Here is a 13,965-nt window from a genome sequence, read left to right on the forward strand (position 1 = left end):
GATCCTTCGACCGGGCCGCGGCGGACGGGATCGCGGCCCGTCAGCCGGCCTCGATGCCCGGGCCGCCCGCGGCACCCGCGAGCACCGGCGGTGACACCGTGCCAACTGCCGCAGGTGCTCCCGCAGTAGCCCGCTCGGCCGCCCGCCGGGTCTCCACCGCGGCGACGATCCACTCCGGCACCGCCTCGCCGACCGGCGCAGGATCACCCGCCCGTCGGCCGCCGGAGGGACCGAGCGCATCCGAACCGCCCTTCTCCCGGTCGGACCGTCCGCGGACGGCCCACCGGAAGGCGGAGGTGCCGCGGGAGAGGTCGTGGCCCACCGACCGGGCGTCGATCTCCACCGACGTCCGGCGGCGGTCCTCCTCGCCCCACTCCCGGACCCGCAGCCGGCCGCTGACGACCACCGGATCGCCCTTGTTCACCGAGCTCACCAGATTGGTCGCGAGCCATCGCCAGGCCACCACCGTCACCCAGCTCGTCTCGCCGTCGACCCAGTCGCCGGTGCCGCGGTCGAAGCGGCGCTCGGTGGTGGCCATCCGGAAGTTGGCCACCGGCACGCCGGCCGGCGTCTGCGCGTACGTGACCGTCGACGCGACATTGCCGACGATCGTCACCAGGGTCTCATTCACGGGAACTCCCCTCCGGGCGGAAAATGTCCGAGCCGAATCGCTCGCACCCGGATGCTGTCGCACCGGCGGAATTTCCGGGCGGCCTCGCGGAAACCTGTGGAAAACCCTCGACTGTGGAAAACCGCGGCCACTCGGCCGAGTGAATATGAACAGGAATTCCAGGTTCCGGGAACGACCCATCCCGCGAGGTCATGACAACACCGTGCCCGGTCCACGCCGCCCACCGGGCCCCTAACGGGTGGCCGCCGTCCGCTTCCGGCCAGGTCATCCAACCGAAGTAACCCAAATCCGACCCCCACCGCGCGGACCGCCGGACGATTCACACGCCGAATCCATAACAGGTGGGGAGGCAGCCCCGTAACGACTGCACAACGTCCGGGTCCAGATCCCCTCAGACCGCTGCACGTCCGGCCGTCACCTGCGATTATCGGACCGCTCCGCCGAGGCCGACACACCCGACGCGGCGCCGGAAGGCCCGGCGGAGGATGCGGTCACCCTTATCCTGTCCCGGGCGTCCCGTGCCGGACGGGCCGAGGCCCCACCCCACCCCGCCGTACCCAGGAGCCCCGCGCGGGCACCGCCCGAACGCCCGCAGGCCGCCGCCGCCCAGGTCGGCAGCCTCCGGGCCGCGCCACCCATGCCCCCATAGCTCAGCGGATAGAGCACCCGCCTTCTAAGCGGTAGGTCGCAGGTTCGAATCCTGCTGGGGGCGCCAGCCACACCGGCCCCGGCCGGGCACGGGGCGCGGAGCGCGGCAGCGTCCGCGCGGGCGGTCAGCCCGCGGCCACGCCCGCGAGGTACCCGTCCAGCAGCGCGATCTGGCGCTCCGCCGGGAACTCCTCCGGGGCGAACAGCGCCTGCACCACCAGCCCCAGGACGAAGGACTGCGCGGCGGCCGCGACGTCCTGCGGCGCCGGCCCGGGCGGTAGTTCGCCCAGTCGCTGGGCCTCGGCGGCGAGTTCGGCCATCCGCTCGCGGGACCTCCGGTAGCGCCCGGCGTGCTCGCCGGCCAGCCCGTCGTCCGCCAGCGCGGCGTCCCAGGAGCCGACCCAGATCCGGTTGTCGGCGGCGCCCGCGGCGTCCAGCGGCAGCACGTCCAGCAGGACGGCGCGCAGCATGGGCAGGCCGCCGGCGGGTGCGGCGCTCTCCGCCGCGGGGCGCGGCCGGGCCGCCGTCCGCCGGTCCAGCACCTCCAGCGCATGGGCCACCAGGGCGCGCTTGTTGGGGAAGTAGTGGGTGAGCAGCCCGGTGCTGGCGCCCATCTCGGCGGCCACGGCGCGCAGGGTGAGCCCGCCGAAGCCGCGGTCGGCGAGCACCCGCCAGACCGCCTCGGAGACGTCTCGGCGGCGGGCGTCGTGGTCCCCACGGGCTGGCGTCATGCGCGCTATGGTACCTACCAAACGTTTGTTACGTACCGGTGGCGCGATCCGCCGCCGGTCGCCGCCGACCGGAGGGACGACCGCCGTGTACGCCGTACCGCTCGCCGATGATGCCGAGCTGGCCCCGCTGGAGCCGTGGCAGGCCGTGGAATTCTTCGAGCACATGGAGCGCGCCCGGGGCAACACCGACCCGTGGATACCGTGGGCCACCCGCTCCACCGATCTCGAATCGGCCCGGGCGACGCTGCAGGGATATGCCGATCGGCAGGCCGCGGACACCGGCCGGATCTTCGGAATCCGGCTCGGCGGCAGGCTGGTCGGCGGCGTGATGTTCGTGCGCTTCGACGCCGCCACCGGGGTCTGCGAAATCGGTGCGTGGACGGAAAAGGACGGTGAGGGCCGGGGGCTGATCAGTGCCGCCGTCCGCCGGCTGATCGACTACGCCCTGGTCGAGCGCGGGCTGCACAAGGTCGAGTGGTGGAACAGCAGCGGCAATGCGCGCAGCCGGGCGGTGGCGCAGCGGATGGGCATGCACCACGACGGCACGATGCGCGAGCACGTGCTGCACAACGGGGTGCGGCAGGACTACGAGGTGTGGTCGGTGCTGGCCCGCGAGTGGCGGGCCGGCGAGGGCGCGCAGCCCGGGTGACCCGGCCCGCGGACCCGCCCGGCCGGACCGGCCGAAAACCGGGTGACAGCGACTGCTCCGCCGACGGACGATCGGGGGTCGGCCGATGCCGGCGCCGAGCCCGAGGAGCTTTCGCATGGTCCAGCGCAGCATCGTCCCGAGCCTCTTCCCGCCGCCCGGCTACGCGCACACGGCGGTGGTGGAGCCCGGCACCCGCCTGGTGTTCCTGGCCGGCGGGGTGCCGCTGGACGCGGACGGGAAGCTGGTCGGTCCCGGTGACGGCCCGGCGCAGGCCCGCCAGGTGCTGGCCAACCTCCAGGAGGCGCTGCGGCACGCCGGCAGCACCCTCGCCGACGTGGTGGCCAGCACGGTCTACGTGGTCTCGCCGGAGCCCGGGCCGCTCTCCGAGGTGTGGGACGTGGTGAACGCCTCCGGCCTGGCCGACGGCCCGCACACGTCGACGCTGCTCGGCGTGGCCTGCCTCGGCTACACCGGCCAGTTGGTGGAGATCACAGTGACCGCCGTGGTCCGCGAGGACGCCGCTGTGGAAGGGTGAGGGGCGTCCCGACCCGTCCCCGGAGGCAGTGATGGTCCACGTGCTCGACACCGGCGTCGCCGGGCTGCGTGCGGAAGTCGACGGCCCAGTGGCCACGCTGGCGCTGGACCGGCCGGAGCGGCGCAACGCGATGACGCTGGCGATGTGGCGGGGTCTGCCGGGGGTGCTGGGGCTGATCGCGGCGCAGCCGGGCGTGCGGGCGCTGCTGGTGACGGGTGCGGCGCGGACGTTCTGCGCGGGCGCGGACATCGGCGAACTGTCCGAGGTGTACGGCGATCCGGCCCGCGCGGACGCGTACCACGCGGACAACGTGGCGGCGGAGGAGGCGCTGGCCGCCTTCCCGCACCCGACGCTCGCGGTGGTGCACGGCGCCTGTGTGGGCGGGGGCTGCCAGTTGGCGGTCGCCTGCGACCTGCGGTTCGCGGCGCACGACGCGCGGTTCGGCATCACCCCGGCGAAGCTGGGCGTGGTGTACCCGTCGGTGCCGACGGTGCGGCTCGCCTCGCTGGTGGGGCCGGCGCGGGCCAAGTACCTGCTGTTCTCGGGCGAGTTGGTGACCGCGGAGCGGGCGGAGCGGTTCGGACTGGTGGACGAGGTGCTGCCGGCCACCGAACTGGACGTGCGGGCACGGGAGTTCGCCGGCCTGCTGGCGAAGCGCTCGCCGCAGACGATCGGCGCGGTGAAGGCGGCGCTGTCGGTGCCGGCGCAGGAGGCGGCCGCGGCGGTGGCGCCGTGGGAGCGCAAGTCCCGTGAGGCGCCGGACGTCCGGGAGGGGCTGGCCGCCTTCCTGGAGCGGCGCGAGCCCCGGTTCTGAGGCCGGGGCCCGGCGCCGCCGCCCGGGTCAGCGGATCGGCACCCCCGAGATGGCGCGGGAGATGACCAGGCGCTGGATCTCGCTGGTGCCCTCGAAGACGGTGTAGATCGCGCTGTCGCGGTGCATCCGCTCGACGGGGTACTCGCGGGTGAAGCCGTTGCCGCCCAGGATCTGCATGGCCTGCGAGGTGACCCACTTCGCGGTCTCGCCGGCGTAGAGCTTGGACATCGAGCCCTCGGCGTTGTGGAAGGGCTGGTTGGTGGCGGCCATCCAGGAGGCCCGCCAGACCAGCAGCCGGGCGGCGTCGATCCGGGTCTTCATGTCGGCGAGCTGGAAGGCGACGCCCTGGTTGTCGATGATCGGGCGGCCGAACTGCACCCGGGTCTTCGCGTAGTCGAGGGCGACCTCGTAGGCGGCCCGGGCAATGCCGACAGCCTGGGCGCCGACCGCGGGGCGGGAGGCCTCGAAGGTGGCCATCGCGGCGTTCTTGCCCTTGGCGGAACCGGCGCCGCCGGCGGCGCGCTCGCGGGCCCTGGCGAGCCGCTCGTCGAGCTTCTCCTTGCCGCCGAGCAGGCAGTGGCCGGGCACCCGGACGCCGTCGACGACGACCTCGGCGGTGTGCGAGGCGCGGATGCCGTGCTTCTTGAACTTCTGGCCCTGGGAGAGGCCGGGGGTGCCGGGCGGGACGACGAAGGAGGCCTGGCCGCGGGCGCCGAGGGCCGGGTCGACGGTGGCGACGACGACGTGGACGTCGGCGATGCCGCCGTTGGTGGCCCAGGTCTTGGTGCCGTTCAGCACCCACTCGTCCTTGGCCTCGTCGTAGACGGCGCGGGTGCGCAGGGCGGAGACGTCGGAGCCGGCGTCGGGCTCGGAGGAGCAGAACGCGGCGACCTTGACGTCGTCGGGGGTGCCGAACATCTGCGGGGCCCAGGTGCCGATCTGCTCGTCGGTGCCGTTGGCGAGCACGGCGACGGCGGCGAGCGTGGTGCCGACGATCGCCAGGCCGATGCCGGCGTCGCCCCAGAAGAGCTCCTCCATGGCGATCGGGATGCCGACGCCGGAGGGGTCGAAGTACTGCTGGGCGTAGAAGTCCAGGGAGTAGATGCCGACCTTGGCGGCCTCCTGGATGATCGGCCAGGGGGTCTCCTCGCGCTCGTCCCACTCGGCGGCCGCCGGTCGGATCACGTCGGCGGCGAAGCCGTGCAGCCAGTCGCGGACGGCGATCTGGTCCGGTCCGGGGTCCAGGGAGAAGGTGCTCATCGGGAAGGCCTCCGCAGCAGCGTGCACAGGGGGAAGGAGGGGCGGCGGCGCCGCAACAGGGTGTTACCTCGGGTAACATCGAGGGAGTCTGCTACTCATTGGTAGCGATGTCAACGCCCGACCGAGGAGGACGCAGCACCGTGTCGACCCCCGCAGCACCGGCCGGCGAACCCCGTCGCGAGCAGCTGCTCAACGCCGCCGACCGGGTCGTCCAGCGCGAGGGACCGGGCGCCAGCATGAACGCCATCGCGGCCGAGGCGGGCATCACCAAGCCGATCCTCTACCGGCACTTCGGCGACCGGAACGGCCTGATCGCCGCCCTGACGGAGCGCCACACCGCGGGCCTGCTGGAGACCGTCCGCGCGGCGCTGAGCGAGCCGCTGGAGCGCCGCGACCAGGTCGAGCACGTCATCGACACCTACCTGGCGGCGATCGAGTCCCGCCCGCAGGTGTACCGGCTGCTCACCCACCCCGAGCCGGGCGACCCCACCGGCGCGGGCAACGCGCTGGCGCCGGCGCTGAAGCAGATCGCCGAGGAGATCACCCGGGCCGTGCAGACCCAGGTCGACCTGGGTGCCGACACCCCGCTGCTCTCCGAGGCCTGGGGCCGGGCGATCACCGGGATGGTGCTGGCGGCCGGGGACTGGTGGCTGGACCAGCGACCCTGCCCGCGGCCGCGGATGGTGCAGGCGCTGGCCGACCTGCTCTGGGGCCGGCTCGCCGCGGCCGCCGCCCTGCCGCCGGTGGTGGCGCCCCCCGCACCCGGCCCCGAGGACGCCGCCGAACCGGCCGCCCCCGAGGAAACCTGAGCACTGCTCACCTCTTGCGGCGGCGGGAACTGACGGCGCATCATCGCGCTCACACCCACTCCCCCGTGCGAGGTGGCCCGTGCGCGTCCTCCGTACCGCTGCGGCACTGCTCCTGACCGCCGCCGTCCTGCTCGGCGCCGCACCGCCCGCGGCCGCCGGACCCGCCCCGGGCGCCACCCGGACACCGGCCGGCACCACCACCACGCCCGACGGGCGGACGCTCTTCACCGACCGGGACGGCCGCGTCCTGCAGCTGCGCGGCTTCAACCTCGACAAATACGCCGAGGCCGACCCCGCCGACCTGGCCGACATCGCCGCCCGGGGCTTCACCCTCGTCCGGATCGCCGTCTCCTGGACCCGTCTCGAACCCGCCCCCGGCCGCTACGACCGGGCCGAACTCGCCCGCGTCCACCGGCTGCTGGACGCCGCGGCCCGGCACGGTCTGCTGGCCGTGGTCGACTTCCACCAGGACGTGTACGGGCCCGCCTTCGGCGGCGGCGACCGCGGCGTCCCGGTCTGGGCGACCCGGGACGACGGACTGCCCTTCGAGCCCGACCCGGACGACTGGTTCGCCGGCTACTTCCAGCCCGCCGTGCAGGCCGCCTTCCGCCACCTCTACGACGACGCCGACCTGCGCCGCGCCCAGGCCGCGCTGTACACCGCCGTCGCCCGTGAACTGCGCGGCCACCCGGCCCTGCTGGGCTACGACCTGTTCAACGAGCCGTTCGGGCCGGTCGACGGCGACCCGACCGACCCCGCCGTGCTGGCCGCCGCCGCGGCCGAACTGGAGCAGGGCCGGCTCGCCGGGATGTACCGGCGGCTGATCACCGCGGTGCGCCGGGTCGACGACCGCGCCTGGCTGTTCGTCGAGCCGACCGTGTTGGTCGGCCAGGGCGTGCCGACCCGGCTGCCGCGGTTCGCCGACCCCCGCCCGGGCGCGGCCCGGATCGGCTACGCCCCGCACTTCTACGACACCGCCGTGGAGGCCGGCCACGACTGGGACCCGGCCGGCGGCTTCGTCGAGCACTACACCGAGGCGGTCACCGGCTACCCCCGGGCCGGCCGGCTGCCCGTCCTGGTCGGCGAGTGGGGCCCGCCGAGCGCCCGCACCCCCGGCAACGCACACCTGGTGGAACGCCAGGTCGCCGCCATGACGGGCTTCGCCGCCGGCTGGACGATGTGGTACTGGTGCCGCGGCGACGGCGGGTACTGCGCCCTCGGCCCGGACGGCCGCCCCGCCCCCGGCGACGGCCCCGCCTTCGGCCCGTACGCCGCCGCCCTCGCCGGCCGGCCCGGCACCGAGGCCTTCGAGGGCGGCCGCTACCGCCTCGCCCTCACCACCGGGCGGCGCGGCGCGGCGACCACCGTCGTGGTGCCCGCCGGCGCCTTCCCGCAGGGCTTCCGGGTGCAGGCCCCCGGCGCCCGCGTGGAGGTCCGCCGGCCGCAGGGCGACCGGGCCGGGTCCGTGCGGCTGGAGTACCCCGCCGCCCGGCCCGGGACCCCGGTCACCGTGCTGCTGACACCCTGACCGCCGGCCGCCGCCGCGGGCCCGGCGGCGGCCTCAGGCCAGGCCGCGGCGGGCCAGCAGCGGGCCGATCTCCGGGTCGCGGCCGACCACCGCGCGGAAGCAGTCCAGCGCGGGCCGGCTGCCGCCGCGGGCCAGCAGCTCGCGGCGGAACACCTCGCCGCTCTCCCGCGCAGCGAGGCCGTTGGAGGCGAACCACTCGACGGTGTCCGCGTCCAGCACCTCCGACCAGATGTACGCGTAGTACCCGGCGCTGTACTCACCCGCGAACACGTGGCTGAAGTACGCCGTCCGGTAGCGCGGCGGCACCGCGGCCACCGCGAGCCCGGCCCGGGTGAGCGCCTGCGCCTCGAACTCCTCGGCGTCCGCGACCTCGGCGCCGGCCGGCAGGGTGTGCCAGGCCCAGTCGATCACGGCCGCGCCCAGGTACTCGACGGTGCGGAAGCCCTGCCCGAAGGACTCCGCCGCCGCCATCCGTTCCACCAGCTCCGCCGGCAGCGGCTCCCCGGTGGCGTGGTGGCGGGCGTAGTTGGCCAGCACCTCCGGCCGGACCATCCACATCTCGTTGACCTGCGAGGGGAACTCCACGAAGTCCCGCGGCACCTCGGTGCCGGCGAACAGCGGGTAGCGGACGTCGGAGAACAGCCCGTGCAGCGCGTGCCCGAACTCGTGGAAGAGCGTGCGCACCTCGTCCCAGGTGAGCAGCGCCGGCTCGCCGGGCGCCGGCTTCGCGATGTTCAGGTTGTTCACCACCACCGGGCGCTTGCCCAACAGGTGGGACTGCTGGACCAGTTCGTTCATCCAGGCGCCGCCGCGCTTGGAGTCGCGGGCGAAGAAGTCGCCGATGAACAGGCCGAGCGAGCCGCCGTCACCGTCGAACACCTCGAAGACCCGGGCGTCCGGGTGGTACGCCACCAGCTCCGGCCGCTCCTGCAGCACCACCCCGTAGACCAGCTGCGCCGCGAAGAACACGCCGTCGTGCAGCACCCGTTCGAGCTCCAGGTACGGGCGCAGCTCCGCCGCGTCCACCTGGTACGCGGACTGCCGCACCCGCTCCGCGTAGTACGCCCAGTCGTGCGCCGCGATCGAGGTGAGGCCGTCCGCGCGGGCGGCGGCGAGCAGTTCGGCGGCCTCCCGCTCGGCGTTGGCCACCGCCGGGCCGGCCAGCCGGGCGAGCATCGCGTCCACGGCGGCGACGCTGCCCGCGGTCTCGTCCGCGACCACGTACGCGGCGTGGCTGGGGTGGCCGAGCAGGGCGGCGCGCTCGGCGCGCAGCCCGGCCGTCCGGATCGCCAGCGGCCCGTTCGCCTCCGCCGCCCGGCCGAGCGAGGCCGCCAGCAGCCGCTCGCGCAGCGACCGGTCGGTGAGCTGGGCGAGCTCGGTCTGGTTGGAGAAGTTCTTCAGGCTGAGCACGTACGAGCCGTCCCGGCCGAGCGCCCGGCCGTTCTCGGCGGCCGCGGCGACCGCGTCCGCGGACAGCCCGGCGAGCTGCTCGGGCCCGTCCAGCACGATCGCCCTGGCCCGGGTGTCGTCCATCAGGTTGCGGCGGAAGGCGGTGGCGGCGGCGGCCAGTTCGGCGTTGATCTCGCGCAGCCGCTGCTGGTCGGCGGCGGGCAGCTCGGCACCGGCCCGGACGAACGCGGTGTGCCGGCGCTCCAGCAGCCGCAGCGACTCCGGGTCGAGGCCGAGCTCGGAGCGGCGGCGGTGCAGCGCGTCGATCCGGGCGAACAGCCCGGCGTCGAGGTGGACGGCGTCCCGGTGCCGGGCGAGGCGCGGGCTGATCTCGGCGTCCAGCTCCTGCAGCCCCGGGCTGGTGTCGGAGTCCCCCTGGTTCTCGAAGGCCGCGGCGACCCGCTTCAGCATCGCACCCGAACGCTCCAGCGCCACCAGCGTGTTGTCGAAGGTCGGCGGCTCCGGGTCGGCCACGATCCCGGCGATCTCGGCGAGCTGCAGCGCCATGCCCTGCTCGAACGCCGGCAGGTAGTGCTCCTCGCGGATCTCGGCGAAGGGCGGCAGCTCGTGGACCAGGGTGCTGGTCGCGAAGAAGGGGTTGTCGCTCATTTCGCCGACCCTATGCGCTGTCACCACCGCTGCCTACGGCCTCCGGAGGCGGCTTCCGACCGCTGGCGGAACCTCGCCGCGGGCCCGGCCCCCGACCCCCGGAGCGCCGCGCCGGTCGGGCCCTGTCGGTGCCGCGCGCTACGGTCGCCGTGAGGGCCTCCCCGGCCCGGTCGCACACCGGTACGACGAGTACGAGCGAGGAAGGAGGCCCGCCGATGGCCCCCCGGTACGCCCTGGTCCCCGACCAGCACGGCCCCGGCGGCCGGCTGCAGCCGCTCGCCGAGGACGGCACCCCGCTCGGCCCGCCGGAGCACGTCCCCGCGCTCGCCGCCGCCGTCGCGGAGCGCGAGGCGGCCGACCGGCCGCGCTGGGTGTTCGCCGCCACCGACGGCGCGTACGCGCCGCTGCTGCCCGTCCGGCTCGCCCGCAGCCACGACCTGCGCCTCACCGAGCCGCTGCTGCTCGGCCAGGAGGGCCGCTTCGGCGAGCCCCGTTCGCTCGGCGCCGCCTGGGCCCGGCTGCGCGGGCTGCCCGTCCCCGCCGACCTGCCGGAGAGCGCCGCCGAGGACGACCAGGACGGCCTCTTCGCCCCCGACCGGCTGCAGCTGCCGCCCGGCACCGACGCGCTGGAGGCCGTCGTCGCCGTCCACGCCGAGCAGCTGCGCCGCACCGCCGCGATCGCCGACCCCGCCGAACGCCACCGGTTCCGGCTGTTGGCCGCCGCCGAGTCGGCCGGCGGCCTGCTCGCCGCCGAGATGGCCCGCGACGGCCTGCCCTGGCGCAGCGACCTGCACGACCGGCTGCTGACCGAACTGCTCGGCCCGCGCCCGCAGGTCCCCGGCGCCCCGCCGCGCCGGCTGGCCGAACTCGCCGCGGAGCTGCAGCGCTCCCTCGGCGGCCGCCCCTTCAACCCCGACTCGCACGGCCAGGTGCTGCGCGCCTTCGCCGACCGGGGCATCCAGCTCGGCTCCACCCGCAGCTGGGAGCTGCGCCGGGTCGACCACCCGGCCGCCGAGCTGATGATCCGCTACAAGGAGCTGTCCCGGCTGCACGCCGCGCACGGCTGGGCCTGGCAGGCGGCCTGGGCCCGCAACGGCCGGTTCCGCCCCGAGTACGTGGTCGGCGGGGTGGTCTCCGGCCGCTGGGCGACCCGCGGCGGCGGCGCCCTGCAGATCCCTCGGATCCTGCGCCGCGCCGTGGTCGCCGACCCCGGCTGGTCCCTGGTCGTCGCCGACGCCGCCCAGCTCGAACCGCGCGTCCTCGCCGCCCTCTCCGGGGACGCCGGCCTCGCCCGCACCGCCGCCCAGGGCGACCTGTACGAAGCGCTCGCCGCGACCGCCTTCCACGGTGACCGGTCCAAGGCCAAGCTCGGCCTGCTCGGCGCGATGTACGGGCAGACCAGCGGCGACATCGGCCCGCTGCTGGCCACCCTGCGCCGCCGCTACCCCGCCGCGATGGGCTACGTGGAGGCCGCCGCCCGGACGGGCGAGGACGGCGGCGTCGTCCGGTCCCGCCTCGGCCGCACCTGCCCGCCGCCGTCCGCGGACTGGCTGGACCTCACCGAGGCGCCCGAGACCGCGGGCGAGGCCGGCGGCCGTTCCGCGCGGGCCCGCGGCCGCTTCACCCGCAACTTCGTGATCCAGGCCAGCGCCGCGGACTGGGCGCTCGCCCTGCTCGCCGCGCTGCGCCGCCGGCTGGCCGCGCTCTCCTCCGGCGCGGACCGGCCGCACCTGGTGTTCTTCCAGCACGACGAGGTGGTGGTGCACACCCCGGCCGACCTCGCCGACCGGGTCGCCGAGGAGGTCGCCGGCGCGGCCGAGGAGGCCAGGCTGCTGGTCTTCGGCGACACCCCCGTCCGCTTCCCGATGAGCACCGCCGTGGTCGACTGCTACGCCGACGCCAAGTAGGGCCCGGGCCGGGTCAGAGCTTGCGGTGGCCGCGGGCCTCCTCGGCGGCGGCCACCACCTCGTCCAGCGGGGCGCCGGTGGAGGCGGTCACCGCCGCGGCGACGGCGCCCTCGACGAACGGCGCGTCCACCAGCACCGCGCTCGGCCGCTCCGCGAGCACCAGCCGGGCGGTCAGCACCGCGCTGCCCAGGTCGGCGAGGACGGCGACCCCGCCACCGCCGTCGGCCTCGTCGACCGCCCGGGCGATCTTCTCGTCGCTGGTGCCGAGCCCGCCGTCGGCGCTGCCCGCGGCGACCGCCACCCGCACCTCACCGGCGCCGAGCTCGGCCAGCAGTTCGGCCAGCCCGGCGGCGAGCGCGGGGCTGTGCGAGACCAGGACGACGCCCACCGGTGCGGTCATGCCCCGCACCCTAGCCCGGTGCCGGGGCCGCGGGGCGGGGCCGGCACCGGGGCGTTCCGGCGTGTCGCAGCGCCCGGTGACCGGGGGTGCCGGGCGTAACGTCGGGCGCGGAGAGCCGGGCCCGAGGGAGTGCCGCGTGAAGAAGCTGATCAACAGTCCGGAGACGGTCGTGGCGGACGCCCTCGCGGGGCTCGCCGCCGCCCACCCCGAGCTGGCCGTGGACACCGCGGCCCGGGTGGTGCGCCGGGCCCGTCCGGGCGCGCCCGGCAAGGCGGCCCTGGTCTCCGGCGGCGGCTCGGGCCACGAGCCGCTGCACGTCGGTTTCGTCGGCCCGGGCATGCTGGACGCCGCGTGCCCGGGCGAGGTCTTCACCTCGCCCGTCCCCGACCAGATGCTGGCCGCCGCGCGGGCCGTCGACACCGGCGGCGGGGTGCTGTTCGTGGTGAAGAACTACACCGGCGACGTGATGAACTTCGCGCTGGCCGCCGAGCTCGCCGCCGAGGAGGACATCGAGGTGGCGACCGTCCTGGTCGACGACGACGTGGCCGTGCAGGACTCCACCTTCACCGCGGGCCGCCGCGGCACCGGCGCGACCCTGGTGGTGGAGAAGGCCGCCGGGGCGCTCGCCGAACTCGGCGCACCGCTCGCCGAGGTCGCCGCGCTCGGCCGCCGGGTGAACGCCGCCTCCCGCTCGTACGCGGTCGCGCTGACCGCGGCCACCGTGCCGGCCGTGGGACGGCCCGGCTTCGACCTGCCCGAGGACGAGATCGAGGCCGGTGTGGGCATCCACGGCGAGCCGGGACGCCGGCGCGAGCCGCTGCGCCCGGCCCGGGAGCTGGCCGCCGAGGTGGTCGACACCGTCCTGGCCGACCACGGGCTCGCGCCGGGCGACGAGGTGATCGCCCTGGTCAACGGCATGGGCGCGACGCCGCTGCTGGAGCTGTACGTGGTCTTCGGCGAGGTGGCGGCCCGGCTCGCGGACGCCGAGGTGCGGATCGCCCGCGGCCTGGTCGGCAACTACGTCACCAGCCTGGACATGGCCGGCTTCTCGCTGACCCTCACCCGGGCCGACGCCGAACTGCTGCGGCTCTGGGACGCGCCGGTCGCGACCCCCGCCCTGACCTGGTCCTGAACCGACCCCCGCCCCGGCAGACCGGTAGGAGCCGCGCATGGAGCTGGACAGCGCCCGCACCGAGGCGTGGCTGCGCGCCGCGGCCGCCGCCGTCACCGCGCAGGAGGCCGAACTCACCGCCCTGGACACCGCGATCGGCGACGGCGACCACGGCAGCAACCTGCGCCGCGGTTTCACCGCCGTCCTCGCCGGCCTGGACGCCCGGGGCGCCGAGAGTGCCGAGGAGGCCGAAGGAACCGACCGCTCCCCCGGCGCGCTGCTGGCCGCGGCCGGCCGCACCCTGATCTCGACCGTCGGCGGCGCCTCGGGACCGCTCTACGGCAGTGCGCTGCGCGCGGCGGGCCGCGCGCTGCCGGGGGCGACGGTCGGGCCGGGCGAGCTCGCGGCGGCGCTGGCCGAGGCGCTCGGCGCGGTGCAGGCGCTCGGCGGGGCACGGCCCGGCGACAAGACGATGGTCGATGCGTGGGCGCCGGCCGCCGCGGCGTTCGCGGAGACGGCGGGGCAGGGGCTGGCGGCGGCTTCGGGGGCGGCCGCCGCAGCGGCGGAGCAGGGGGCGCGGGCGACGGTGCCGCTGGTGGCGCGCAAGGGCCGTGCCTCGTACCTGGGGCCGCGCAGCGCGGGCCATCTCGACCCGGGGGCGGCGTCGACGGCCCTGCTGTTCACCGCACTGGCCGAGGCCTGCCGGGAGCCGTGACGGGGCCCTGCCCGGGACTTGTCTTCAAGGCGTACGGGGTGCACCCCCACGCGCCCCTGTGTGCGCGCCCTAGTTGTTCTGACCACGGAGGTTGGTGACGGGGTTCACGGCGGTGTGATCTTGAAATGAGTGAGGGCCTTCTGGCCAGGTGTGGATTGCGACATCTGCA

The 13,965-nt window shown here is 75.7% G+C and carries 13 protein-coding genes and 1 tRNA gene; 9 read left to right on the top strand and 5 right to left on the bottom strand.

The features are described 5' to 3' along the window. Window positions 1–40: 40 nt before the first annotated feature. Complete coding sequence (ssb, locus tag AB0O09_RS25430) at window positions 41–631, bottom strand: single-stranded DNA-binding protein (RefSeq protein ID WP_363544750.1); 591 nt, start codon at window positions 629–631, stop codon at window positions 41–43. A gap of 639 nt (window positions 632–1,270) precedes the next feature. On the opposite strand from ssb, the gene AB0O09_RS25435 reads away from it, so the two are divergent. After that, window positions 1,271–1,346, top strand: a tRNA-Arg gene (locus AB0O09_RS25435). A gap of 58 nt (window positions 1,347–1,404) precedes the next feature. On the opposite strand, the gene AB0O09_RS25440 is transcribed toward AB0O09_RS25435, so the two are convergent. Further along, window positions 1,405–2,010, bottom strand: a complete 606-nt coding sequence (locus tag AB0O09_RS25440; RefSeq protein WP_363544753.1) for a TetR/AcrR family transcriptional regulator — start codon at window positions 2,008–2,010, stop codon at window positions 1,405–1,407. 85 nt (window positions 2,011–2,095) lie between these two features. On the opposite strand from AB0O09_RS25440, the gene AB0O09_RS25445 reads away from it, so the two are divergent. From AB0O09_RS25445 to AB0O09_RS25455, 3 genes are all read left to right on the top strand, one after another. Continuing rightward, window positions 2,096–2,659: a GNAT family protein gene (locus tag AB0O09_RS25445; RefSeq protein ID WP_363544756.1), complete on the top strand. Its 564-nt coding sequence runs from the start codon at window positions 2,096–2,098 to the stop codon at window positions 2,657–2,659. Between the two features lie 115 nt (window positions 2,660–2,774). After that, on the top strand, window positions 2,775–3,194 hold the full coding sequence (locus AB0O09_RS25450) for a RidA family protein (protein WP_363544759.1): 420 nt from the start codon (window positions 2,775–2,777) through the stop codon (window positions 3,192–3,194). Window positions 3,195–3,225: 31 nt separating this feature from the next. After that, a complete protein-coding gene (locus tag AB0O09_RS25455; protein WP_363544762.1) occupies window positions 3,226–4,008 on the top strand; it encodes an enoyl-CoA hydratase/isomerase family protein in 783 nt (260 codons plus the stop codon). Window positions 4,009–4,035: 27 nt separating this feature from the next. Here AB0O09_RS25455 and AB0O09_RS25460 read toward each other — a convergent pair whose 3' ends face one another. Continuing rightward, complete coding sequence (locus AB0O09_RS25460; protein ID WP_363544765.1) at window positions 4,036–5,268, bottom strand: acyl-CoA dehydrogenase family protein; 1,233 nt, start codon at window positions 5,266–5,268, stop codon at window positions 4,036–4,038. A 140-nt stretch (window positions 5,269–5,408) separates the two neighbouring features. Here AB0O09_RS25460 and AB0O09_RS25465 point away from each other — a divergent pair, with 140 nt between their 5' ends. Together AB0O09_RS25465 and AB0O09_RS25470 are read left to right on the top strand one after the other, a co-directional pair. Next, a complete protein-coding gene (locus AB0O09_RS25465; RefSeq protein ID WP_363544768.1) occupies window positions 5,409–6,077 on the top strand; it encodes a TetR/AcrR family transcriptional regulator in 669 nt (222 codons plus the stop codon). 79 nt (window positions 6,078–6,156) lie between these two features. Beyond that, window positions 6,157–7,605: a cellulase family glycosylhydrolase gene (locus AB0O09_RS25470; RefSeq protein ID WP_363544771.1), complete on the top strand. Its 1,449-nt coding sequence runs from the start codon at window positions 6,157–6,159 to the stop codon at window positions 7,603–7,605. A 33-nt stretch (window positions 7,606–7,638) separates the two neighbouring features. Here AB0O09_RS25470 and AB0O09_RS25475 read toward each other — a convergent pair whose 3' ends face one another. Next, entirely contained in the window at window positions 7,639–9,663 is a 2,025-nt protein-coding gene (locus AB0O09_RS25475; RefSeq protein WP_363544774.1) for a M3 family metallopeptidase, read from the bottom strand. Window positions 9,664–9,878: 215 nt separating this feature from the next. Between AB0O09_RS25475 and AB0O09_RS25480 the strand changes: the two genes are divergently transcribed. After that, window positions 9,879–11,570 (top strand): bifunctional 3'-5' exonuclease/DNA polymerase, encoded by a 1,692-nt coding sequence (locus tag AB0O09_RS25480; protein WP_363544777.1) that lies wholly within the window; start codon window positions 9,879–9,881, stop codon window positions 11,568–11,570. 13 nt (window positions 11,571–11,583) lie between these two features. Here the strand turns inward: AB0O09_RS25480 and dhaM are convergent, their stop codons facing one another. Then, the gene (dhaM, locus tag AB0O09_RS25485) at window positions 11,584–11,970 is read right to left on the bottom strand and encodes a dihydroxyacetone kinase phosphoryl donor subunit DhaM (RefSeq protein WP_363544780.1); all 387 of its coding nucleotides are present in this window, start codon (window positions 11,968–11,970) and stop codon (window positions 11,584–11,586) included. Window positions 11,971–12,106: 136 nt separating this feature from the next. Between dhaM and dhaK the strand changes: the two genes are divergently transcribed. Both dhaK and dhaL read left to right on the top strand, forming a co-directional pair. Beyond that, window positions 12,107–13,102 (top strand): dihydroxyacetone kinase subunit DhaK, encoded by a 996-nt coding sequence (dhaK, locus tag AB0O09_RS25490; RefSeq protein ID WP_363544783.1) that lies wholly within the window; start codon window positions 12,107–12,109, stop codon window positions 13,100–13,102. 37 nt (window positions 13,103–13,139) lie between these two features. Further along, window positions 13,140–13,796 (top strand): dihydroxyacetone kinase subunit DhaL, encoded by a 657-nt coding sequence (gene dhaL, locus AB0O09_RS25495; protein ID WP_363544786.1) that lies wholly within the window; start codon window positions 13,140–13,142, stop codon window positions 13,794–13,796. Window positions 13,797–13,965: the final 169 nt, after the last annotated feature.

The organism is Kitasatospora sp. NPDC093679 (assembly GCF_040683455.1).
Classification (GTDB): domain Bacteria; phylum Actinomycetota; class Actinomycetes; order Streptomycetales; family Streptomycetaceae; genus Kitasatospora; species Kitasatospora arboriphila.